The sequence below is a fragment of the Pseudomonas sp. F9001 genome (assembly GCF_013385435.1).
Taxonomy (GTDB): domain Bacteria; phylum Pseudomonadota; class Gammaproteobacteria; order Pseudomonadales; family Pseudomonadaceae; genus Aquipseudomonas.
This window is the reverse complement of record NZ_JACAPX010000010.1, coordinates 71,846-94,836: the sequence shown is the minus strand read 5'-3', so window position 1 is coordinate 94,836 and position 22,991 is coordinate 71,846. Positions and strand designations below refer to the sequence as shown.

General features: G+C 62.2%; 26 protein-coding genes. 17 read left to right on the top strand and 9 right to left on the bottom strand.

The features are described 5' to 3' along the window. Positions 1-21 precede the first annotated feature (21 nt). From HX818_RS08365 to HX818_RS08345, 5 genes are all read left to right on the top strand, one after another. Positions 22-921: an NAD-dependent epimerase/dehydratase family protein gene (locus HX818_RS08365; protein ID WP_177019821.1), complete on the top strand. Its 900-nt coding sequence runs from the start codon at positions 22-24 to the stop codon at positions 919-921. Further along, complete coding sequence (locus HX818_RS08360) at positions 918-1,748, top strand: SDR family NAD(P)-dependent oxidoreductase (RefSeq protein ID WP_177019820.1); 831 nt, start codon at positions 918-920, stop codon at positions 1,746-1,748. Before HX818_RS08365 ends, HX818_RS08360 begins: the two co-directional genes overlap by 4 nt. An 11-nt stretch (positions 1,749-1,759) precedes the next feature. Then, on the top strand, positions 1,760-2,218 hold the full coding sequence (locus tag HX818_RS08355; protein ID WP_177019819.1) for a nuclear transport factor 2 family protein: 459 nt from the start codon (positions 1,760-1,762) through the stop codon (positions 2,216-2,218). A gap of 84 nt (positions 2,219-2,302) precedes the next feature. Next, positions 2,303-3,559, top strand: coding sequence for a 3-phosphoshikimate 1-carboxyvinyltransferase (gene aroA / locus HX818_RS08350; RefSeq protein ID WP_177019818.1), 1,257 nt, complete (start codon positions 2,303-2,305; stop codon positions 3,557-3,559). Between the two features lie 32 nt (positions 3,560-3,591). Beyond that, positions 3,592-3,981, top strand: coding sequence for a hypothetical protein (locus HX818_RS08345; RefSeq protein ID WP_017475570.1), 390 nt, complete (start codon positions 3,592-3,594; stop codon positions 3,979-3,981). A gap of 528 nt (positions 3,982-4,509) precedes the next feature. Here HX818_RS08345 and HX818_RS08340 read toward each other — a convergent pair. The 3 genes from HX818_RS08340 to HX818_RS08330 all read right to left on the bottom strand — a co-directional run bounded on the left by HX818_RS08340 (position 4,510) and on the right by HX818_RS08330 (position 5,540). Further along, a complete protein-coding gene (locus HX818_RS08340; RefSeq protein ID WP_177019817.1) occupies positions 4,510-4,728 on the bottom strand; it encodes a hypothetical protein in 219 nt (72 codons plus the stop codon). A gap of 153 nt (positions 4,729-4,881) precedes the next feature. Beyond that, a complete protein-coding gene (locus HX818_RS08335; protein WP_008436392.1) occupies positions 4,882-5,256 on the bottom strand; it encodes a tautomerase family protein in 375 nt (124 codons plus the stop codon). A 5-nt stretch (positions 5,257-5,261) separates the two neighbouring features. Next, positions 5,262-5,540, bottom strand: a complete 279-nt coding sequence (locus HX818_RS08330; protein ID WP_177019816.1) for a carboxymuconolactone decarboxylase family protein — start codon at positions 5,538-5,540, stop codon at positions 5,262-5,264. A 107-nt stretch (positions 5,541-5,647) separates the two neighbouring features. Here HX818_RS08330 and HX818_RS08325 point away from each other — a divergent pair, with 107 nt between their 5' ends. After that, a complete protein-coding gene (locus HX818_RS08325) occupies positions 5,648-6,505 on the top strand; it encodes a LysR substrate-binding domain-containing protein (RefSeq protein ID WP_177019815.1) in 858 nt (285 codons plus the stop codon). On the opposite strand, the gene HX818_RS08320 is transcribed toward HX818_RS08325, so the two are convergent. Then, positions 6,502-7,107, bottom strand: a complete 606-nt coding sequence (locus HX818_RS08320) for an NAD(P)H-dependent oxidoreductase (RefSeq protein ID WP_177019814.1) — start codon at positions 7,105-7,107, stop codon at positions 6,502-6,504. The genes HX818_RS08325 and HX818_RS08320 overlap by 4 nt on opposite strands. A gap of 90 nt (positions 7,108-7,197) precedes the next feature. Here HX818_RS08320 and HX818_RS08315 point away from each other — a divergent pair, with 90 nt between their 5' ends. Next, positions 7,198-7,800, top strand: a complete 603-nt coding sequence (locus HX818_RS08315; protein ID WP_003215225.1) for a TetR/AcrR family transcriptional regulator — start codon at positions 7,198-7,200, stop codon at positions 7,798-7,800. Here HX818_RS08315 and HX818_RS08310 read toward each other — a convergent pair. Together HX818_RS08310 and HX818_RS08305 are read right to left on the bottom strand one after the other, a co-directional pair. Then, positions 7,797-8,471 (bottom strand): GNAT family N-acetyltransferase, encoded by a 675-nt coding sequence (locus HX818_RS08310; protein WP_177019813.1) that lies wholly within the window; start codon positions 8,469-8,471, stop codon positions 7,797-7,799. The genes HX818_RS08315 and HX818_RS08310 overlap by 4 nt on opposite strands. A 123-nt stretch (positions 8,472-8,594) precedes the next feature. Next, the gene (locus HX818_RS08305; protein ID WP_003215222.1) at positions 8,595-9,485 is read right to left on the bottom strand and encodes a LysR family transcriptional regulator; all 891 of its coding nucleotides are present in this window, start codon (positions 9,483-9,485) and stop codon (positions 8,595-8,597) included. A gap of 111 nt (positions 9,486-9,596) precedes the next feature. Between HX818_RS08305 and HX818_RS08300 the strand changes: the two genes are divergently transcribed. The 7 genes from HX818_RS08300 (at position 9,597) to HX818_RS08270 (ending at position 17,579) form a co-directional block, all read left to right on the top strand. Then, positions 9,597-10,823: an MFS transporter gene (locus HX818_RS08300; RefSeq protein ID WP_177019812.1), complete on the top strand. Its 1,227-nt coding sequence runs from the start codon at positions 9,597-9,599 to the stop codon at positions 10,821-10,823. 46 nt (positions 10,824-10,869) lie between these two features. Continuing rightward, a complete protein-coding gene (locus tag HX818_RS08295) occupies positions 10,870-11,580 on the top strand; it encodes a FadR/GntR family transcriptional regulator (protein WP_177019811.1) in 711 nt (236 codons plus the stop codon). 106 nt (positions 11,581-11,686) lie between these two features. Then, entirely contained in the window at positions 11,687-12,880 is a 1,194-nt protein-coding gene (gene lhgO, locus HX818_RS08290) for an L-2-hydroxyglutarate oxidase (protein WP_177019810.1), read from the top strand. A 58-nt stretch (positions 12,881-12,938) separates the two neighbouring features. Further along, a complete protein-coding gene (locus tag HX818_RS08285; RefSeq protein ID WP_008436370.1) occupies positions 12,939-14,264 on the top strand; it encodes an MFS transporter in 1,326 nt (441 codons plus the stop codon). Between the two features lie 81 nt (positions 14,265-14,345). Beyond that, a complete protein-coding gene (locus HX818_RS08280) occupies positions 14,346-15,203 on the top strand; it encodes a CAP domain-containing protein (protein ID WP_003215212.1) in 858 nt (285 codons plus the stop codon). A gap of 139 nt (positions 15,204-15,342) precedes the next feature. Continuing rightward, the gene (locus tag HX818_RS08275) at positions 15,343-15,762 is read left to right on the top strand and encodes an organic hydroperoxide resistance protein (RefSeq protein WP_087695064.1); all 420 of its coding nucleotides are present in this window, start codon (positions 15,343-15,345) and stop codon (positions 15,760-15,762) included. A 140-nt stretch (positions 15,763-15,902) separates the two neighbouring features. Beyond that, complete coding sequence (locus HX818_RS08270) at positions 15,903-17,579, top strand: ATP-binding protein (RefSeq protein ID WP_177019809.1); 1,677 nt, start codon at positions 15,903-15,905, stop codon at positions 17,577-17,579. Between the two features lie 3 nt (positions 17,580-17,582). Here HX818_RS08270 and HX818_RS08265 read toward each other — a convergent pair whose 3' ends face one another. Continuing rightward, positions 17,583-18,710, bottom strand: a complete 1,128-nt coding sequence (locus HX818_RS08265; protein ID WP_177009439.1) for a sensor domain-containing diguanylate cyclase — start codon at positions 18,708-18,710, stop codon at positions 17,583-17,585. Positions 18,711-18,860: 150 nt separating this feature from the next. Here HX818_RS08265 and HX818_RS08260 point away from each other — a divergent pair, with 150 nt between their 5' ends. The 3 genes from HX818_RS08260 to HX818_RS08250 all read left to right on the top strand — a co-directional run bounded on the left by HX818_RS08260 (position 18,861) and on the right by HX818_RS08250 (position 21,071). After that, entirely contained in the window at positions 18,861-19,388 is a 528-nt protein-coding gene (locus HX818_RS08260) for a GNAT family N-acetyltransferase (RefSeq protein ID WP_008436356.1), read from the top strand. 133 nt (positions 19,389-19,521) lie between these two features. Then, positions 19,522-20,562, top strand: coding sequence for an alpha/beta fold hydrolase (locus HX818_RS08255; RefSeq protein ID WP_177019808.1), 1,041 nt, complete (start codon positions 19,522-19,524; stop codon positions 20,560-20,562). Further along, entirely contained in the window at positions 20,562-21,071 is a 510-nt protein-coding gene (locus HX818_RS08250) for a cytochrome P460 family protein (RefSeq protein ID WP_003215197.1), read from the top strand. Before HX818_RS08255 ends, HX818_RS08250 begins: the two co-directional genes overlap by 1 nt. Here the strand turns inward: HX818_RS08250 and HX818_RS08245 are convergent. Together HX818_RS08245 and HX818_RS08240 are read right to left on the bottom strand one after the other, a co-directional pair. After that, positions 21,052-21,285 carry a molybdopterin-binding protein gene (locus tag HX818_RS08245; protein WP_177019807.1) on the bottom strand — a complete coding sequence of 78 codons (234 nt, stop codon included), beginning with the start codon at positions 21,283-21,285 and terminating at the stop codon, positions 21,052-21,054. The genes HX818_RS08250 and HX818_RS08245 overlap by 20 nt on opposite strands. Before the next feature lie 164 nt (positions 21,286-21,449). Then, complete coding sequence (locus HX818_RS08240) at positions 21,450-22,859, bottom strand: OprD family outer membrane porin (protein WP_023658889.1); 1,410 nt, start codon at positions 22,857-22,859, stop codon at positions 21,450-21,452. Between the last annotated feature and the right edge of the window lie 132 nt (positions 22,860-22,991).

Below are 22,991 nucleotides of genomic sequence, written 5' to 3'. Positions count from 1 at the left end.
CCCAGCCACAGGCTTTTTCCCATGAAGATTTTCCTTACCGGTGCCAATGGTTTCGTCGGCGGCAGCGTTGCCCATCACTTGATCGCCCAAGGGCACAGCGTGCGCGGCCTGCTGCGCGACCCGCAGAAAGCCGGCCGCTTGCAGGCCCAGGGCATCACCCCGGTGATCGGCAGCCTGGATGACCGCCAATTACTGATCGACGAAGCACGCCAGGCCGACGCTGTGATTGATGCCGCCAACAGCGACCACGCCGGTGCCGTCGACGCGTTTATCGAGGCGCTGCAGGGCTCCGGCAAACTGCTGATCCACACCAGCGGCTCCAGCATCATCGGCGATGATGCGTTGGGTAATACGCTGTCAGAACACATCTTCGACGAAGACACGCCGTTCATCATCGAGGCCCCCAAGCAAGCCCGCTACGACATTGACCTGCGCATGATGGCTGCCGCCGACCTGGGCATTCGCAGCGTGGTGATCTGCCCGAGCAATATCTATGGCGTGGGCCATGGCCTGACCAATCACAGCTTCCAGCTGCCGTTCCTGATGGCCCGCGCCCGGGAAACCGGGGTGATGCGTATCGTCGGGGCCGGTGTCAATCGCTGGTCCAACGTGCACATTGACGACGTCGCGAAACTGTTCCTGCTAGCCGTGGAAAAGGCCCCGGCCGGCGCGTTCTACTTTCTGGAAAACGGTGAAGCGTCATTCATCGACATGGCCGCCGCACTGGCCAAGCGCATGAACCTGGGCGCGGTGCAGTCATGGCCGGCCGACGAAGCCGAACGACACTGGGACCCGATGCATGTGCACTACACCTTCGGCACCAATAGCCGGGTCAAGGCCAAGCGTGCTCGCGCCGAGCTGGGTTGGGCGCCGCGGCACGCTTCGATCCTCGACTGGATCGGCAGCGAGATGCCGCTATGAGCCGAGTCTGGATGATTACCGGCAGCGCCGGCGGCCTGGGTGCCGGCATCGCCCGCGCGGCGCTGGTTAACGGCGACCAGGTGGTAGCCACCGACCTTGACCTGGCCCGTCTGGACCAGACCTACAGCAGCGACCAGGTGATGACCGCCGCGCTGGACATCCGCGATGAGCAACAGGCCCAAACGGTGGTGGCCGCCGCCATCGCACGATTCGGACGCATCGATGTGCTGGTCAATAACGCCGGCTACGGACAGTTCGGGCCTTTCGAGGAAGTCGAACCCGAGGCCATCGAGCGTCAGTTCGCGACCAACGTGTTCGGCACCTTCAACGTAACCCGCGCAGTGCTGCCGGTGATGCGCCGCCAGCGCAGCGGGCACCTGGTGATGATGTCGTCCAATGGCGGCTTCAAGGGCGTGCGTGGGGCCTCGATGTATTCGGCGTCGAAGTTTGCGATTGAAGGGTTTTCCGAAGCCCTGGCCGAGGAAGTCGCCGAGTTCGGCATCCGCCTGACGCTGTTGGAGCCCGGGGCGTTTCGTACTGACTTTCTCGACAGCCGCACGCTCAAGCTCGGCACCCGGGCACTTGAGGATTACGCCGAATTTCGCGCCCGCACGCTGGCGGTCTTCGAGGCTCGTAATCACCGGCAAATCGGCGACCCGTACCGACTCGGCCTGGCGGTTGTGCAATTGGAGGCTCTGGCAGCACCGCCGTTGCGCTTCGTCGCTGGCAGCGATGCGCTGAGTGTCGTCGAAGCCAAGCTGGACCAGGTTCGCGCCGATCTTGAACGCTGGCGCTCGCTGTCCACCTCCACCGATTTTCCTCAATAAAGGCCTCTGTCATGACTGACCTCATCACCCGCGTAGAACAGCTGGAAACCCGCTTCGCCCTGGAGCGCCTGATCAGTGAGTACGCCCACGCCTTCGACGCCCGCGACGAAACACTGCTGCGCAGCATCTGGCACGACGACGCACGGCTGGACCTGGGTGCCGCGTTTGGCTGCCATGACGGCGTCGCCGCGATCATAGCTTCCGCCCACCTCAACTGGGCAGCCATGCCGCATATGCATCACTGGATGGCCAACCCGCTGATCGACATCAGCGGCGATACCGCCAGCGCGAGGGTTGCGGTGGATTGCCTGTGCACCCATAACGAACTGGGGCAGGTGCAGATCAGCGGTCTTTATCACGATCGGTTCGAACGCCGGCAAGGGCAATGGGCGTTCAGAGAGCGGCGCTTTGAGCTGCATTTCCTGACACCACTGGCCGCCTGGAAGCCGGTGGCAGGGCTGGAGGCGTAGATCCATGCTCGACAAGGGTGGCGTGTTTGGCCGATTATTCGTGTCCGCCAAACGCCACCCGCCTTGAAGCAGGAGCCTTGTACCTTGAGTTCGCAGAAAACCGTGACCGTTACACCGCCCAACTTTCCTCTGAACGGCAAGGTAGCGCCCCCCGGCTCCAAATCCATTACCAACCGTGCCTTGCTGCTGGCGGCCCTGGCCAAGGGCACCAGTCGCTTGAGCGGCGCGCTGAAAAGCGATGACACTCGCCACATGTCGGTGGCCCTGCGGCAGATGGGCGTGGTGATCGATGAACCGGACGACACCACGTTCGTCGTCACCAGCGTGGGCAAGCTGCAATTGCCGGCGCAGCCGCTGTTCCTCGGCAACGCCGGCACGGCGATGCGCTTTCTCACCGCTGCCGTGGCCACTGTACAAGGCACCGTGGTGCTGGACGGCGACGCCTACATGCAAAAACGCCCGATCGGCCCGCTGCTGGCGACCCTCGGCCAGAATGGCATCCAGGTCGACAGCCCTAGCGGTTGCCCACCCGTGACCGTCCATGGCACTGGCCGCGTGCAATCCAAGCGTTTCGAGATCGACGGTGGCCTGTCGAGCCAGTACGTGTCGGCACTGTTGATGCTGGCGGCGTGCGGCGAAGCCCCGATTGAAGTGGCCCTGACCGGCAAGGACATTGGCGCCCGTGGCTATGTCGACCTGACCCTGGACTGCATGCGCGCCTTCGGTGCCCAGGTAGACATCGTTGATGAAAGCACCTGGCGCGTGGCCCCGACCGGCTACACCGCCCACGACTACCTGATCGAGCCTGACGCTTCCGCCGCCACCTATTTGTGGGCCGCTGAAGTGCTGACCGGTGGCCGCATCGACCTCGGTGTCGCCCCGCAGGATTTCACCCAGCCCGATGCCAAGGCCCAGGAAGTGATCGCGCAGTTCCCGCACATGCAACCGGTGGTTGTCGGTTCGCAGATGCAGGACGCAATCCCCACCCTCGCCGTGCTCGCCGCGTTCAACAACACGCCGGTGCGCTTCACCGAACTGGCCAACCTGCGGGTCAAGGAATGTGATCGGGTGCAGGCCCTGCATGACGGTCTGAATGAAATCCGTCCGGGCCTGGCGACCATTGAAGGTGATGACTTGCTGGTGGCCAGCGACCCGGCCCTGGCGGGCACCACGTGCAATGCGCTGATCGACACCCACGCCGACCACCGCATCGCGATGTGCTTTGCCCTGGCGGGACTGAAGGTCTCGGGGATCAGGATCCAGGACCCGGACTGCGTCGGCAAGACCTATCCTGAGTACTGGAAAGAGCTGGAAAGCCTTGGGGTCCATTTGACCTGGTAAGCCGCCGGCGCCGATAACGGGAGGGAGACTGCATGACGATTCGCCAACCCTGCCCACCCGGCGTCTGCGACTGCAATCGTGAGCAACTGCTCGACCTTCCCGGCGCCGATGCACGCATCCTGCACCTGACGCGCCAGGAAGAAAAACGCCTGCTCGAACGCCTCGAAAACCTGCAAAGCCTGCCCGACCTTGAGCGCATGCAACAGCTGATGCACCAGCAACTGGGCATTCGCGTGCATGTCGCGCCGGGCCATACGGAAGTGAAGACAATGCGCGGGATTCAGATCGTTATCGATGACTTGCCGGGGTTGTGTCGCAAGACCCGGCAGTCGATTCCAGCGGCGATTCGCAAGGGCATGGAGAAGCGCCCGGAGATTGCGTATCGGTTGCTGGATGCTCATGACTTGTTTCGCGAGGGTTGAGGGCCGCCTTCCATTTGCGGCGATTTTCTCGCTTGAGTCTGCGGGCCTGTTGGTATTCGAGGCGAGCCTGGGCCATCTCCTGAGTACGCGGGGGCCGAAGGCCGGCTTTGTAGCGCTTGCGTTCATGACGAAGCAGGACGAGTTCTGCGCGCATTTGGCGGTGGCGGTGGGTATTGAGCAGGTAGAGGCTTAGCAGCGGGAACAGCAGCCCCGTTGTGTAGATAAAAACATGGGGCTGATAGCTGTAGGTGAACAGCACAATGAAAAAGCTCATCACACAACTGCCTGCCAGTATCCAGACGCCCCAGTCGCGACCTCGGAGGATAAGAAAGTTGCCCGCTGACAAGATAATGGAAGCGATGCCCACATCCAGCCCCGTGTAACTACGATAAGCAGGCACGCCTCGCATGTAGGTACTACCCATCGACGACCCCGCTACCGCAAGAGCAAAAAGCGCAAACATAAAAGCACTGATGAAAACAGGGAAATAGTGAGCCATAAAAGCTCTAGGGGAATTTCTCAGCTCCATTATTCAAACTCTTCATATAGGCCGATGGCCAGTGTCCGGATATTCCCGGAGACGCCGCTGCCTATGACACTCATAGTTGCACCCACTCCTGCCCCCGCAATCGCCGAGTCAGCATCGATCGCGGCAAACAACGGGCCGAGGTCGATACTGCCTTCGATCCGTTTGCGGGTGGTGCGATAGGCAGCTGGAAAACCGTCCTTCAAGACGCTGGAAGTCATTCCTTTACTCCTGGATTCCACGAGAACGCAAAGAGTAAGACTGAGCCGCCTGAAAGGTTGTCAGAAAGGTCCTCCTTTCCAGACTGACATTTCCCGATCACCTCTCCATACCTTGTGGGCAATCATTCCAATTGGAAAAGTACGCCCGTGCTACTAATTCCCTCTTCCCCCCGCAAACGACCACTCATCCGCCGCCGTCGTCGTAATCACCACCATCACATCCTCAGGGCTCAGCCCAATCGCAGCCTCCAGCCGCTCCACCAACACCTGGTAAAACCGCCGTTTGGTCTCGGTATCACGAGGTTTACCGCCCGTGATCGCGATGAGTACATAGTCGTGGCTGCGCGGGCCGCCCAAATAGTTGGGGTCGATGATCATCTCGCCAATTTCGTGCTGGTGGATCACGTGGAAGCGATCCGCGTCAGGAATCTTGAAGCTTTCAACCAGAGCGTCATGCAATCCCTGTGAAAGTGCTTGCAGATACTCAGGGGATTTCCCGCGGTGCAGGGAGATTCGGGCGTAAGGCATGGTGGTTACTCCGCAGGATGGATGGCTGCCAACAGGTTCAGTGCCGACGCCGCTGTCGGCCAGCCGGAGTAAAACGCCAGGTGAGTGATGACTTCACCCAGTTCCTCGACGCTCAAGCCATTGCCAACCGCCCGCTGCAAGTGAAACGGTAGTTGCTCCAGACGGTACATCGCCACCAGTGCCGCCACGGTGATCAGGCTGCGCTCCCTGGGCGACAGGTCCTCGCGCTCCCAGATATCGGCGAACAGCACGTCGCGGGTCAGCTCGGTAAATTTGTTGCTCATGGGCACTCGCTCCGACAATTCAGTTGACGGGCAAAAACTAGCAAGCCAGGATCATTCCGAATATCAGATTTAATAGCATCAACCATCCCGTTTTAATGGACCATTCAATGCGCCGCCCCACCTTCGACCTTGATGTACTGCGCACCTTCGTCACCGGCGTCGAGCTGAACAGCTTTGCCAAGGCGGCGGATCGCCTGGGCCGTTCGACCTCAGCCGTCAGCGCGCAATTAAAGAAACTCGAAGAACAGGTCGGCGCGCCGGTGCTGAGCAAATCCGGGCGCGGGCTGGTGCTGACGCCCGTGGGTGAAGCGCTGCTCGGCCACGCCAGGCGGTTGCTGGACCTCAATGACACTGTCTTCAGCAGCCTTAACGAAACCCAAACCGCAGGCACTTTGCGCCTCGGTTTGCAGGAGGATTTCGGCGAGCATGTGCTCAGTGACATCCTGCGGCGCTTCGCCAGGCTTTATCCGATGATCAGCCTTGAAGTGCGGATAGGCCGCAATGCCGAGCTGTTGACCCTGATCGACAGCGCGAGCCTGGACCTGGCGCTGACCTGGGAAACCGGTCAGACATCGTCCTGCCGCACCCTCCTGGGGCAAACACCCATGCACTGGATCGGGCCCCGGGACAAACCCCAACTACCGCGCGCCGAGGACGCGCCGCTGCCGCTGGTGATGTTCGAGGCACCCTGCGTATTGCGCAGCGCCGCCACCGAAGCCCTGGACCGCGCCGGCATTGCCTGGCGCATTGCCTTGACCAGCCCCAGCGTGGGTGGGATCTGGGCGGCGGTCGATGCCGGGTTGGGTGTGACCTTGCGCACCCGTATCGGTTTGCCTGCGCACCTGCGTGTACTCGACGGTCTGCCGCCGGTGCCGTCCCTTGGCTATGAATTGCATTGCAGCCATCCAGCGCCAGGCGCTGCGGTCGCACAGCTGGCAGCGCTCATACAGAGCAGCCTGGTTTAGGCGGTTTCGCAGGGTTGCAGGGTGACGAACAGTTGTCGCCCCAACTTCGTCGCCGTCTCCAGATGCTGTTCGGCAGCGCCGCTTTCCGAGTCCAGCAGCAGCTCGGATGTCAGCACTTTCGCACCGCAGTAATCAAAGATCCCATGGTCGATTTGCGTGCGCATGGCGTCGGCATAGCCGTGGCGTTCAAACACCCCTTCGTCCGCCCCGCCAACGCCCAGTAAGTGCACCTGCAAGTGGCCGAGTTTTTTCACCACCTTCGTCTCAAGGCTGTAGTCGATCGCCCAACCGTTGACGAATACCCGGTCGATCCAGCCCTTGAGCAAGGCCGGCATCGACCACCAGAAGATCGGGTACACCAGCACCAAGGCGTCGGCGCGGTCGAGTCGGGCCTGTTCGGCCAGTACGTCGGCCGGCGGCGTGGCGCGGGTGCGATGCACTTTATGGTCGGCGGCGTTGTAACGCGGGTCGAAACCTTCAGCGGCGAGGTCGGCGATTTCAAAGGTGTGGCCGGCGGCGGTTATGCCGGCAGCCGCCTGTTTGGCGAGGCTGTGGGTCAGGGAGTGTGAGTCGTGGTGAGCAACAACGATCAGCGCGTGCATGGCAGTGACTCCGTCGGGGTAGCGATGAGAAGGCAAATTGAGTAGGCTTGAGCTAAGTTACCGTTGGTAAGTTACTTTTGGTATATAAGCATGTCAAGCGATCAATCCCCTGCCCCTCGCCGCCGCCTGTCCCGGGATGACCGGTTGCGCCAGCTGCTCGACGTGGCCTGGCAACTGGTGCGAGAAGAAGGCACCGATGCCCTGACCCTGGGGCATCTGGCTGAGTTGGCCGGCGTTACAAAGCCGGTGGTGTATGACCATTTTGGCGATCGCGCGGGGCTGTTGGCCGCGCTGTATGAAGATTTCGACGCCCGTCAGAACCAGGTATTTGCCGCCGCAATCGAGGCCAGCGAACCCACCCTGGACGACCGCGCCTGGGTGATCGCCTCGTGCTACGTCGATTGTGTGTTGCTACAAGGGCGGGAAATTCCGGGAGTGATTGCGGCCCTGGCCGGCAGCCCGGAACTGGAGACCATCAAGCGTGAGTACGACGCAATTTTCCTTGGTAAGTGTCGCGATGCCCTCTCCCCCTTTGCCGTGGACGGTGTGATTGGCCAGCCCGGTTTACGCGCAATGCTGGGCGCGGCGGACGCCTTGTCCCATGCTGCGGCCAGCGGGGAGATCAGCCCGCTGGAGGCGCAAGAGGAGCTGTTTGCGAGCATCAAGTCGATGGTGAGTCGAGGAGCGCGTTAGCCCAGCCTTGCGTGCACGAACATCCGAGCCTTGTGGGTCATCTGGTCGAAGTGACGATCACGCTGTTTTTCGGCATCGACCATCGCCCGCTTGCCGTGCTTTTGCAGGAGGTAGGTGTGGATCTGCCGCACCTCCAGCGAGCTGTAGATCGACGCCACATCCAGCAACCCCATCAAGCCGTCAGTGCTGTAGTCGCGGGTGTTCATCAACACCTGGGTACCGCGCACACCGCGCAGTTGAAAGCCCATGGACTCGAACGCCGGGACCTTCTCCACTGCGCAGGTCAGTTCGGCATGGGGGTAGCGGGCCAGCATGTCCTGCATCATCGCCCGCGCCACGCCTTTGCGCCGATGGCTGGCGTGCACCGCCATGTAAGCCACGCCGCACGCCTCGGGATCGTCCTTCACCGGCAGGTACAGCAGGAAGCCGATCACCTGCTCCTGCGCGTCCAGCGCGACGATCAATTCCACCGCAATGCCCTTGGACCCGTCCAGCGCTTCCAGGTACAGGTGCACCTCGTAGCCGATGGCGTACTGGTAGACGTTGTACAGCAGATTGCTTGGCGGGATGGCGACCATGCTGATGTCCGTCAGGTAGTCGACCACCATCTGCAGGATCTGCGCGTTGATCGGCTCGGGGCATGGGGTTTCGTAATGGGTAAGGCTGAACATTTGAATTCCTGGTGTTTCATTTTAAGGCCCGGCGGATTGTACCTGCTGAAGGGCCGCCGTGGACCCGCAAGCACCCATTGTGGCGAGGGAGCTTGCTCCCTCGCCACAGGGGGGCTGCTCGGCTCATTGCGCACATACCTCCCGCAGGCAACCGCGCAGCCAGCGATGGGCCAGGTCGGCGTCCAGGCGCGGGTGCCAGAGCATCGATACGGTGAAGTCCGGGAACACGAACGGCAGCGCAAAGCGGTAGAGGTCGCTGTGCAGGTTGGCGGTATGCCGCTCCGGCACGCTGGCGATCAGGTCGGTGCTGCGGGCCAGGGCCAGGGCGGTCGAGAAGCCGGCGACGATGGTCACCACGTCCCGGGTCAGCCCGAGCGCTTCAAGGGCTTGATGGATCTGGCCTTGATCACGGCCACGCCGGGACACGTAGATGTGCTGGCCTTCGGCGAAGCGCTGCGGCGTGACTTCGCCCTGGCTGAGCGGATGGCCCTTGCGCACCACGCCGATAAACCGGTCGCGGAACAGCGCCTGGGTCAGCACCTCGGGGCTGGCGCTGCTGTCGACCACGCCGGTTTCCAGGTCGACACTGCCATCGCGCAGCGGCGTACTGCCTTTGTCCGGCTTGTGCACGAAGCGCAACCGCACGCCAGGCGCTTCCCGGGCGATCCGCGTCAACAGCGCCGGGCCGAAGTTTTCAACAAATCCGTCGCTGGTGCGCAAGGTGAAGGTGCGTACCAGTTGGCTCACATCCAGCGTCGCAGCGGGTCGCAACACCGCTTCGGCGTCCTGCACCAACTGACTGACCTGTTCGCGCAACGCCAGAGCGCGCGGCGTGGGTACCAGGCCGCGGCCGGCACGGACCAATAACGGATCGCCGGTGGTTTCCCGCAGTCGCGCCAGCGCCCGGCTCATCGCCGACGGGCTCAGGCGCAAGCGTTGAGCGGCACGGGCGACGCTGCCTTCGGCGAGCAACACATCCAGGGTGACCAGCAGATTGAAATCAGGTGTCGACACGGCAAACCTCATAGGGCGTTTGGCGCACGTATAAAGTGCAAATGCTGCGCCTTCCGCCATGTTAGGTGACGGCGTAGATTTCTGACAGCGGTCAAACCCAGGAGCCTCTTGATGAAATCACCTGCACCCCGTGGCGCTCTCGTCGCCCTGTCACTGTCCATGTTGCTGGCGTCCTTGGGCACCAGCATCGCCAACGTCGGCCTGCCGAGCCTGGTGCAGGCGCTTGATGCATCGTTCCAGGCGGCGCAGTGGGTGGTGCTCGCCTACTTGCTGGCGATTACCGCGGTGATCGTCAGCGTCGGGCGACTGGGCGACCTGATGGGCCGCAGCCGCCTGCTCTTGGCCGGGTTGTTGCTTTTCACCGTTGCCTCGGCCCTGTGCGGCATGGCTCCGTCCCTCGGGCTGTTGATTGCGGCCCGCGCCCTGCAAGGCCTGGGCGCGGCGGTCATGATGGCGATGACCATGGCGCTGGTGGGCGGCACCGTGACCAAGGAACGCACCGGCCGCGCCATGGGATTGCTGGGCACGATGTCGGCCATGGGTACCGCGCTGGGGCCAAGCCTTGGCGGGGTGTTGATCGCGGGGTTTGGCTGGCGCGCGCTGTTTTTCATCACCGTGCCGCTGGGTTTGCTGACATTTGCCCTCGCCCGGCGCTATCTGCGCGTCGACCGCCATGGGCTACAGCCCGCGCAATCCGGGTTCAGTTTCTTGTCGACTTTACGGGATTCAACGCTAAGCGCTGGCCTGGCCATGAGCGCCCTGGTATCGGCGGTGATGATGGCGACCTTGGTGGTCGGGCCCTTCTACCTGACCCACGGTGCAGGCCTCAACCCCGCCTGGATGGGCCTGACAATGGCAGTCGGGCCCTGCGTTTCGGCATTGACGGGCATCCCTGCGGGACGCTTGACCGACCGTTTCGGCAGCGGCCCGATGACCATCGCCGGGCTGCTGGCGATGCTGGCGGGCTGCCTGCTGCTCTCGCTGGCGCCGCTGAACCTTGGGGTTGCCGGGTATATCACCCCGCTGATCATCCTCACCCTCGGCTACGCCCAGTTTCAGGCCGCCAACAACACCGCGGTGATGAGCGACGTACTGGCAGACCGCCGTGGCGTGATCGCCGGCTTGCTTAATCTGTCGCGCAATCTGGGCCTGATCGCCGGGGCTTCGGCCTTGGGCGCAGTGTTTTCGCAGGTTTCAGGTGACCTCTCCACGGCCACTCCCGGCGACGTGGGAAGTGGGATGCAAGCCACGTTCGGCGTGGCATTGGCACTGATTGGTGCAGGTCTTTTCCTGGCCCTGCGCACCCGCCTCGGCACCACACCTGTCTTGACAAGGTAAAATCGTAACGACTATTGTCTGACAACCTGATTACCAAGGTTTTCCCATGCTTGAGCTCCAGCGCCCTGATTCGCTCGTTATGCGCGTTGTCAGCGCCATTCGTGCAGAAATCGATTCCGGCCAACTGGCGCCCGAAGCGCGCCTGCCCACCGAACAGCAACTGGCTGAACAACTCAATGTCAGCCGTTCGGTGGTGCGCGAAGCGATTGCCCAGCTCAAGGCCGACGGCGTACTGACCGCACGGCGTGGCCTGGGCTCATTTATCTCGCAAACCCCGGCCGGCACCGTGTTCCGCTTCCCGGAAAAAAAAGGTCGCCGCCCGGACCTGGCGCAAATGTTCGAAGTGCGCCTGTGGATCGAAACCCAGGCCGCCTCGATTGCCGCCCAACGCCGCGACGCCGCCGACCTGCAGCGCATGAAGACCGCCCTGCAGGAAATGCACGACAAGCGCGCCGACTTCGACGCCGCCGCCCTGGCCGATGTGGAATTCCATCGCGCCATCGCCGAGGCCAGCAAGAACGACTATTTCGTGGCCTTCCATGACTTCCTCAGAAGCCAACTGGCCAGCGCCCGCAAGACCGCCTGGGAAAACTCCGCCACCCGCTTTGTCAGCGGCTCGGCCGATGCCACCCAGGAACACACTGCGCTCTACCAGGCCATCGTCGACGGTGATGCCCAAGGCGCCGCCGCCTGTGCCGAGGCTCACTTGCGCGCCGCAGCAAGGCGCCTGCATCTGGAACTGCCCGCTATCAATTGACCGATCCGAACCCTTTTAAAGCGTGCCGATGGCGCGCTGTTTTTTTAACAAAACCATTAGTCTGACAACCTGATAAGCAGACTGAAATGCGTAGGTACTCAAAATAATGATTTATGACTTTTGCATCATCGGCGGCGGCATCGTCGGTTTGGCCACCGCGATGGAGTTGCTCAAGCGCCAGCCCAACGCCTCGCTGGTGATCCTGGAGAAGGAAAGCCTGTTGGCCAAACACCAGACCGGCCATAACAGCGGCGTGATCCATGCCGGCATCTACTACGCGCCGGGCAGCCTCAAGGCCGACTTGTGCAAGCGTGGCGCCGAAGCGACCAAGCAGTTCTGCACCGAGCACGGGATCAAGTTCGAGGTGTGCGGCAAGTTGCTGGTGGCTTCGACTGATCTGGAAGTACAACGGATGGAAGCGCTGTACGCCCGCTCGCAGCTCAACGGCATGAAAGTCGAACGCCTGGACGCCGACCAGTTGCGCCAGCGCGAACCGAACATCGTCGGGCTGGGCGGGCTGTTTCTCGACGCCACCGGCATTGTCGATTACCGCGAAGTCTGCGAAACCATGGCCCGGGTAATTCGTCGCGCCGGCGGGGAAATCTGCCTGGAACGCACCGTCACTGCGATCGTCGAGGACACCGACAAAGTCACCGTCAGCACCCGGGGCGAAAGCTGGCAGGCCAGGCATCTGGTGGTGTGTGCAGGTTTGCAATCGGACCGCCTGGCCGTGATGGCCGGCGTCAAGATCGACCACCAGATCATCCCGTTCCGTGGCGAATACTTCCGCTTGCCGGAATCGAAGAACACCATCGTCAACCACCTGATCTACCCGATTCCCGACCCGGAGCTGCCCTTCCTCGGCGTGCACCTGACCCGCATGATCGACGGCAGCGTCACCGTTGGCCCGAATGCCGTACTCGGCCTGGGTCGCGAGAACTACCGCAAATTCTCGGTGAACTGGCGCGACGTGGCGCAGTACGCGAGCTTCCCGGGCTTCTGGAAAACCATCTGGCAGAACCTCGGTTCGGGCAGCGTCGAGATGAAGAACTCGCTGTTCAAGTCCGGCTACCTGGAGCAGTGCCGCAAGTACTGCCCATCGCTCAACATCGAAGACCTGCTGCCTTATGAAGCCGGCATCCGCGCCCAGGCCGTGATGCGCGACGGCACCCTGGTGCACGACTTCCTGTTCGCCCAGACCCCGCGAATGCTCCACGTGTGCAATGCGCCCTCACCCGCTGCCACCTCCGCGATTCCCATCGGCGCAATGATCGCCGACCGCATGTCCAAGCCCCACTGACGCACCGCACCACGCCTCACTTTGACAATAAATATAATGACTCATAAGGAAGTACAGAATGACGGCTACAGCCCGCACCCCGGACGTTGAAACCCCCGAGCAAACCAGGAAACGCCTGCGCAAAGTCGCGGCCGCGACGATCTTCGGTTCGATGCTGGAGTGGTATGACTTTTACCTGTACGCCACCATGGCGGCGATTGTGTTCTCGAAGATTTTCTTCGATAACAGCGACCCGAAAGCCGCTACGCTGATGGCGTTTTCCACCTTTGCCATCGGCTTCATCGCGCGCCCGTTCGGCGGCATTCTGTTTGGCTACCTGGGCGACAAGTTCGGGCGTAAACAAGTGCTGGTGCTGACCTTCTGCATGATGGGCGTGTGCACCACACTGATCGGGCTGATCCCCAGCTACGCCTCCATCGGCATCTGGGCGCCGATCGTGCTGGTGTTTATCCGCATCATCCAGGGCCTGGGGGCCGGTGCCGAACTGTCCGGCGCGGCGGTTACCTCCTACGAGCACGCCTCAGAAGGCAAGCGCGGCAGCCAGGGTGCATGGCCGGCGCTCGGGCTGAACCTGGGCTTGCTGCTGTCTTCGCTGACCGTGTACCTGCTGACCATCAACGGCAATGAATTCCTGCTGGCCGGCGGCTGGCGGATTCCGTTCATTTGCAGCATCGCGCTGGTGGGTGTGGGCCTATGGGTGCGCAACAGCATCCCGGAAACCCCGGAATTCAAGGAACTGAGCAAGGAAACCGCAAAGGCCAAGGCGTCGCCGCTCAAGGCGCTGTTCAAGAACGACCTCAAGGGCCTGGCCGTGGTGTTCTTCGTGGCGATTGGCTACAACGCGCTGAGCTACATCTTCAAGACCTTTTCCCTGGCTTACCTCACCCAGTTCAAGGGTGTCGATGTGCACGTCACGTCGCTGTCGGTGACCATTGCCAGCCTGATCGCCATCGTCGCCGTGCCATGCTTCGGCTGGTTGTGCGACAAGTGGAGCAGCAAGACCGTGCTGATGCTCGGCGGCCTGCTGTCGCTGCTGTTTGCCTACCCGTTCCTTGCGCTGCTCAATACCGGTGAAAGCCTGATGATCTACGTCGCCATTGGCGTGGGCACCGGCATCCTCGCGCCGATGATGTTTGCGCCGCAGGGTTCGTTCCTGAGCCGCCAGTTCCCGACCCAGACCCGCTCCTCGGGCTTTGGCACCGGGCGGGAAATCGGCACCGCGATCGCAGGTGGCCTGGCGCCATTAGGGGCGTTGTCGATGGTGGCGGCGTCGGCCACTCACTCCACTGATGGCGTTGTGATAATCCTCGCGATCTCGTCCCTGCTGGTGGTGGTGTTCGCCTTGTGCGATCAGGGCCGTAAACACTCGGCATTCAAGAACTGAGGCAAAAAGTTCGGACCAACGGGTGCATGGATGCCCCTTCATCGCGCATCATGGGCACTTTCAAGCTCAAGGGAAACGTCCATGCGCGTTCTGTCATTGATGATGGGTCTTACGACGCTGGCCGCCAGTCTGGTGTTTACCGCCCAGGCGCAGGCGGGTGAAGAAAGCCTGTTGGTCGACTCGATCAATCAATACCGCAGCCAGGTCCAGCGCTGCGGCAACCAGGGTTCCCAGGAATTGCCACCGCTGGCCAGCGACACGCGGCTGGTGTTGCCGGTCAACAGTGTCGGCGACTTGCAGCAGGCGCTGGCGCGAGCGGCGTACCCGATGGTCAACGTCCAGGCCATCAGCCTGTCCGGGCCCAGGAACGCCGAAGCCGCGATGAAAGCCGTGCGCGAAAGTTTTTGCCGGGTGGTGCTCGACCCGCAGTTCATTGATATCGGCGTGAGCAACAGCGGCCAGGACTGGCGCATCGTGCTGGCCCGCCCGCTGCTGACCAGCGGCCTGGGCGAGACCCAGACCGAAGGCAAGAAGGTGCTCGACCTGATCAACACCGCCCGCCAGCAACCACGCCAATGTGGCGCCCAGGCCTTTGCCGCCACCACACCCCTGAGCTGGAACGAAGCACTCGCCAACGCCGCCGCCGGCCACGCGCGCAACATGGCCAACGGCAACTTCTTCGATCACCTGGACCACGATGGCCGCACCCCGGGTGACCGGGCTGAACTGGCAGGCTACATCGGCCAGCAGATCGGCGAGAACATCGCCGCCGGCATGGACACCCCACGCAAGGTGGTCGACGGCTGGCTGGCCAGCCCCGGGCACTGTGCCAACCTGATGAACCCGCAGTTCCGCGAAATGGGCGCCGCCTACGCCATGGACCCGAAAAGTGATGCCGGCATCTACTGGACCGGGTTGTTTGGCGTGCAGCAGCAATAACGGTTTGTATCCCAACGTATCTTCCCGGCGAGGCGACACACTGCGAGGTGCAGGCCCCCGGCGATGACACATTGCGGATACGCCGGCGCGGTTTCCTGTGCACACCGGCCCACCCCGGGCCACTTGCGAGGAAACCGTCATGTCCCAGAACAGCACCGTGCTCTACACCGGCAGAACCCACACCACCGGCGGGCGTGAAGGCGCGTCCCACAGCGATGACCTGCACCTGGACATCAAGCTGTCGCCGCCCGGCTCCAAGGCTCCCGGCACCAACCCCGAGCAACTGTTTGGTGCCGGCTGGTCCGCCTGCTTTATCGGCGCAATGGGCAAAGCCGCACAAACCCTTCACATCCGCCTGCCCGCCGACACGGCAGTGAGTGCCGAAGTGGACCTGGTGAACAGCCCGGAAGATGGCTATTACCTGCAGGCGCGCCTGCGGGTCAGCCTGCCGGGTATCGAACACTCGGCGGCGCAGGCACTGGTGGACCGTGCCCACCAGACGTGCCCGTATTCCAAGGCCACCCGCGGCAATATCGCGGTAACGATTACGGTGGCCTGAAGGGAGCTCAGCGAAGCATTATCCGGCCGAGAAATTAAAGTGCCATCTAGTGGATAATCCCGCTGAACTGGCTGAGTCCCGGGATGTCTGTAGCTTGGCATCCCTACCTCAGCGAACCGTGGCAAGAAGGCGTTCACCGAATGACAAACTGGCTGCAAGGCGGCGGCGAAATGGCCGAACGGGTCCGGCATCACGACTGGGCCAATACGCCATTGGGGCCTTTGGAACACTGGCCGGACGTACTGAAGACCACCGTCGCCCTGTGCCTTGCCTCCAGTTTCCCCCAGGCGATCGTCTGGGGGCCTGCGCTGATCACGCTTTACAACGACGGGTTTATCCCGATTCTCGGCGACAAGCCTGATGCCCTCGGGCGGCCATTCAACGAGATCTGGCAGGAAGCCTGGCCCCAGATCAGTCCGATCGCGGATGCCGCCTTCGCAGGTGAAGCCACCTTTATCGAAAACTTCCCGCTGACGATCGAACGCGGCGGCGCGCCGGAGCAGGCGTACTTCACCTTCTGCTACAGCCCGATCCGCGACGTACAGGGCAAGGTGGTCGGCATGCTCGACACCGTGACCGAAACCACCGCCACCGTGGTTTTGTCCCAGCGCCTGGCCGAGCTGAATGCAAGCCTGGAGCAGCGCGTCACCGAAAGGACCACCCTGCTGACCCAGACCGAAGCCGCCTTGCGTCAATCGCAAAAGCTTGAAGCCATCGGCCAGTTGACCGGTGGCGTGGCCCACGACTTCAACAACCTGCTGACCATCATTCGCTCATCCGTCGACTTCCTGCGGATGCCGAGCCTGTCCGAAGAGCGTCGCCAGCGCTACATGAGCGCGGTCACCGACACCGTGGACCGGGCCGGCAAATTGACCAGCCAGTTGCTCGCATTTGCCCGGCGCCAGCCGCTGAACCCGGAAGTGTTCGATGCAGGCCTGCGGGTGAAAAACATCGGCGAGATGCTCGAGACGGTGACTGGCGCGCGGATTCATGTGCACGTCGAACTGCCCGGGCAGCCGTGCTACATCCGCGCCGACTCCAGCCAGTTTGAAACCGCCCTGATCAACATCGCCCTCAACGCCCGGGACGCGATGAACGGCCAGGGTAGCCTGACCCTGCGACTGGACGCCGATCAAGCACTGCCGAGCATCCGTGGTGACGCCGGTTCACGCCAGGCGTTCATCGCCATTTCACTCACCGACACCGGCAGCGGGATTCCCGGGGAGACGTTCGAGCGCATCTTCGAACCCTTCTTCACCACCAAGGAAGTCGGCAAGGGCACCGGCCTGGGACTGTCCCAGGTGTTCGGCTTCGCCAAGCAATCGGGCGGCAACGTCGATGTGGCCAGCCAGGTCGGCCAGGGCACGGTGTTTACCCTGTACTTGCCGCAAGTGGTACCTGAAGAGACCTTCCAACGTGACACCCCGGACACCTGCGGGCTGATCACCGAATGCGCCCAGCGCCATATCCTGGTGGTGGAAGACAACCTGGAAGTGGGCCGCTTTGCCAATCAGATCCTCCAGGACCTCGGCTACCAGACCACCTGGGCAACCAATGCCGAACAGGCGCTGGAACTGGCCGGCGCAGACGCGTTGGGGTTCGATGCGGTGTTTTCCGACGTGGTGATGCCCGGCATCACCGGGGTGGCCCTGGCCAGGGAACTGCGACGCCGCCGGCCCGGCCTGCCGGTGGTACTGACCTCGGGCTACAGCGAGGAGCTGGCGGAAAGCGGCTATGAAGGCCTGGTGTTCCTGCCCAAGCCCTACTCGGCCGACCAGGTCTCACAGGTGCTGGCCAAGGCGCTGCTCAAGGGCTGAGGCCTATTCCGCGACGGCCACCTGGTTACGCCCGAGGGCCTTGGCGCGGTACAGCGCCTTGTCTGCGGTGTTCATCAGGCCGTGCAGGTCCTGGTCCACCGCGCGGGCCCAGGCCACGCCGAGGCTTGCGGTCAACCCCTTGACCGGCTCGCTGGTCAGCCCGGCAATGGCCTTGATCAACTGCTCGGCGATGTCCCGCCCGGTCTCCAGCGACGTATCCGGCAGCAACACCGCAAACTCCTCGCCCCCCAGCCGCCCGTACACATCGGCCTGGCGAAACGACGCGCTGATCACCCCGCCGATCTGGCGCAGCACCTGGTCCCCGGCCTGGTGGCCGTAGGTGTCATTGATGTCCTTGAAGTGGTCCATGTCCATCATCAGCGCGCACAACGGCTGCTGGTTATGCCGGCACTGTTCGTAGAGCAACTGCGCATGCTCGAAAAACGCCCGGCGGTTCATCAGGCCGGTGAGTTCGTCGGTTTGTGCGGCGCGGGCGGAGATGTTGTGGGCACGTTCCATTTGCCGGGTCAGGCGAAAGGCTTTTTCCAGGGCATCCGACAGCTTGCGCGTGGCGCCACCGACAAACGAAGAGAACACCAGCACCGCCAGGGCCATGCCGACTTGCATCGACGACGGTTGAAACAGCAGCCACAGGGTGCACGGCAGCAGCACCAGGCCCATGGAGACCAGGGTCATGTAGCGATAGGCTGAATAACACGAGACTGCGCTGACCGACATGCCCACGGTGAACAACATCACCAGGGCCTGGGACAGGCGGTCGTCGGTGGGCATCAGGGCGAATGCGCCGATGCCCCAGACCCCGGCCGACAACATCAGCGTTACCCAGTAGCGCCGCTCCCAGCGCGCGGGGGTGCGTTCACTGTTGGGGCAGCGAAACCAGTCCATGAACATCCACACCCGCAGCAACGACGTCCCCGCCAATACCACCAGCCAGACCAGCATTACCCGGTGATCAAAACGTTCCCAGCACAGCCAGCACAGCATGGCGGCCGCCATATAACTGCCGAACACTGCAGAGAATGACTGGCGAAACAGCTGGTGCAATCGATCTGTTCGTACCTGCTCCTCGATGAAGCAATCCTGGTCCTGCCCACGCCCAAGGCCATTCATTTGGTCCGCCTGATCTTACTGCCGCGACAAAGTGCCATTGTGGCATCCTGCCAGTAGCCCTAACAACTGAATCAAGCGTGCTAGAGCGCCGAAAGCAGGATAAATATAGGTGAACACCTTCTCGCTCGCTCCAAGGATCAGAGTCCACCCATGAATACCCACCCGATTACCACCGAACGCCTGATTCTCAGGCCCGCAGCGGCCGACGATGTGGCCAGTGTATTTGCCATTTATGGCGATCCCGAGACCAACCGCTACAACCCGGCGGGCCCCTTGACGGACCTGGGCCAAGCCGAGGCCGCCCTGGCTCGCTGGCTGCTGCACTGGACAGAACATGGTTTCGGCCAATGGGCGATTGCCACACAAGAGGCGCCGGACCGCGTGATCGGCTTTGGTGGCATCACCTTGTACCCCTACAACGACGTTGAGCGGATCAACCTGGGCTACCGCTTTGCGGTCAGCGCCTGGGGCCAGGGCTTTGCAACCGAGATTGCCAGGGCGGCGTTGCAGTTTGCCTTTGTCGAACTGGACCAGCCGCAGGTGTACGGCGTGGTGCGTCCGGCGCATACAGCGTCGATCAAGGTGCTGGAGAAAATCGGCATGCAGTACATCGATGAGCTGGACGATGTACCCGGTCAGGCGCCGAGCCTGGTGTATGTGGCCCGGCGGGCCCTCTGACCTTTGTATCGCAGTGTGTCCAAACACCGCTGCGATACAAAACCTTTAACCCACGGGTTTTCTCGAAACAGACGGGATACACAACTACGTTCAACTGTGAGCCAGGCACACCACCCGCCGCCGGAGACTCACCATGCACACACAGTTGAACACCCCACCCCGCCGCCTGATGGGCGCGTCGCTGCTGGCCTTTGCGCTGTTGCAGTTCGGTGCCCTCGGCGTCGCCAGTGCACAGGACGCGCAAGCACCGGCGGCTGCCAGCGCAACTGCCCGCAGCGCGCTCGGCCCGTTGAAGCATGTGAAAGCCGGCTTGCTGGATGTGGCCTACGCCGAAGTCGGCCCGGCCGATGGCCCGGTGGTGATCCTGCTGCATGGCTGGCCCTACGACATTGACAGCTACTCCGAGGTAGCGCCGCTGCTGGCCGCCCAGGGCTACCGGGTGCTGGTGCCTTACGCCCGCGGCTATGGCGATACCCATTTCCTGTCGGCAAAGACCCTGCGCAACGGCCAGCCGGCCGCCCTCGCCGTCGACCTGATCGACTTCATGGACGCGCTGAAGATCAAGCAGGCCGTGCTCGGCGGCTATGACTGGGGGGCGCGCACCGCCGACATCGTCTCGGCGTTGTGGCCTGAGCGGGTCAAGGCGCTGGTATCGGTCAGCGGCTACCTGATCGGCAACCAGGCCGCGGGCAAGAACCCATTGCCGCCCAAGGCCGAGTTGCAATGGTGGTACCAGTTCTACTTCGCCACCGATCGCGGCGCCGCCGGCTATGCGAAAAACACCCACGACTTTGCCAAGTTGATCTGGCAAATCGCCTCGCCAAAATGGGCATTCGACGACGCCACCTTCGACCGCAGCGCCAAAGGCCTGGACAACCCCGACCACGTCGCCGTATCGATCTTCAACTACCGCTGGCGCCTGGGGCTGGTGCAGGGCGAGAAAAAATACGCTGCGCTGGAACACAAACTCGCCACTGCACCCTCCATCAACGTGCCCACAATCACCATGGAAGGCGACGCCAACGGCGCGCCGCACCCGGCCGCAGAGGACTATGCCAAACGCTTTACCGGCAAATACGAATACCGGCTGATCACCGGCGGCATCGGCCACAACCTGCCGCAGGAAGCACCGCAAGCCTTTGCCAAGGCTGTGATCGATGCGGACCACCTGTGATGAAGCGCCTGCATCTTGCTGCACTCGTCGCTGCAACAGCTGCCGTGGTGGCCACCGCTACCGGGTTCGCCTTTGGCGGCCCGGCCACCAGCGAGCCTTCGCCGATCTACGGCGTGACCATTCCCGACGGCTACCGTCAATGGGAGCTGATCGCGCCGGCCCAGGAAGCCGACCCGCTGAATGAACTGCGGGTGGTGCTGGGCAATAAAGTGGCGCTCAAGGCGTACCGCGACGGCACGCTGCCCTTCCCCGACGGCACTGTGCTGGCGAAACTGGCCTGGAAACATGTGCAATCGCCGGAGTTCAAGACCGCGTCGATTCCCGGCGCGGCGACCACCGTGCAGTTCATGGTCAAGGACTCGAAGAAATACGCAGCGACCGGAGGCTGGGGCTTTGGACGGTTCATCAATGGCAAGCCGGTGGACCAGGCGCAGCATGAGACGTGCTTTGCCTGCCATCAGGCGCTGGTGAAGAACCACGATTATGTGTTCACCCGGCTGGCGCCTTAGCGCAATAGCCCTTTTCAACAACAAACGCCGTGGCGCTCACGCCCGGCTTCAGGCCCAACTCGGCCACCGCGTCGCGGGTCACGATGGAAAACACCTTCGAACCGCCCGCCAACGGCTCGCCGCCGGGCAGGGTCAACACCACTTCGGCATTGACCGCGCCGTGCTGGACCTGGCTGACCTGGCCTTTGAATACGTTGCGTGCACTGACTTTCATGGAAACGGTTCTTGTCTTGACTTGTAGGTTGGGAATTGCCGCGCATGATTAAACGTTGCCTTGTGTAAAAACAACTGTAGCGCCCTGCTCTGGCTGGAACCCCACGCCAATAAAGAAGGCCGCCCAATGGGCGGCCTTCATCTGGAGCAGTTACCGACGACTGATTAAAACAGCGCGTAGGTGTAGTTGAAGATCAGGCGGGTCTGATCCTGGTCGGCGGTGCCGGTGTTATGGCCGTGGTAGCTGCCGGTACGGAACGTAGTACCGAAGCCTTTCAGCGGGCCTTCCTGCACGACGTAATCAAGACGGAAATCGGTTTCGCGTTCCGACTGATCGCTGCCACCGGCAACCTTGGCCTTGATGTCGCTGCCGTTCAGGTAGGCAATCGAGGCTTTCAGGCCCGGCACCAGGGTTCTGAAGTCATACAGGTACTGACCGAAATTGACCTGCTCGCCCGCACGGGAGAACTGGCCAACCACCGCGTCGGTGAACAGGTAGAAGTCGGAACCGGCCGCGCCTTGGGCGGTTGGATCGGCGATGCTGCCCTGGTTGACCCAGACGAAGCCACCGTCATCACTCACGCCGATATGGCCGAGCATCAACTGGCTGCCGCCCAACTGATAGGTGAAGGCAGCACTGTAGGTTTTGTTGTCGACTTCACCGGCGTGCTTGGCATAGCCGCCGTTGTTGTTGAACGCATAGCCGGCCGAACCGTTTTTGCCGTCGCTGGTGCTGTCGAAATAACGCAGGTCAGTCTTGAACGACTGGTCATTGCCCAACGGCAATACGTGGACCAGGCCGAAATAGTTCTGTTTGTAGAAGTCTTCCAGGTTGGCGTAGTAGTACTGCAACGTCAGGTTTTTAGCGATGACGTTGTCAGAAGAACCAAACGGCTGGTAGTCGACACCACCGAAACGGAAGCTGTCGCTGTCGCGAGTGGCACCGGCCACGCTCAAGCCCGTGGAGTTGCTCGATGCACGACCTTCAGCCTTGTTCAGCTCGCCGCCGGTGAAGGTGACGTTGGGAATGTCCTTGGAGGTCAGGATACCGCCGTCAAAGGTCTGCGGCGCGGCACGGCTGTCGTTGGACACCAGGATCGGCAGGATCGGCGCCAAACCACCGCCCACGTGCAATTCAGTCTGGGAAATACGGAATTTAACGTTGCCGGCTGCGCGACCGAAGCTGTCAGCAGGCTCGGTGCCATTGTTCTTCACCGGGAAGAAGCTGTTGCCGTTACCCGACAGGCCATTGCCCGCTGCGTGGCCATCGCCACCGTCCAGACGCAACGCGCCGAAAGCCATCACGTCGAAACCTACGCCGACGGTGCCCTGGGTGTAACCGGATTTATAGTCGAAACGCAGTACTTGAGCCGCTTCCCGCAGGTCGTTCGCCGTGCCGGAGTGAACGTCGGCGTTGTAGTACATGGTGCGCGAACTGATCGAAGAATGACTGTCTTCGAGGAAGCCGCTATGGCCGTCACCCGTGCCGAGTGAGCCAAGACCAAAGCCGTCTGCGCTGGCGTGTTGTGCAAGGACAGCCGCCGTGATGGCCAACGCTAATGTAGAGAGTTTCATTTACTGCGCCCCTGTGAACATTATTTTTTTACTGTCCTTCGAGCGAATACCGTTGCGGCCCTGCAAACGCTGCGGATTGTGGCATGGGGCTGATGGCGCAGAATGTGAAATTTTTGTCATGTACCGATGAAA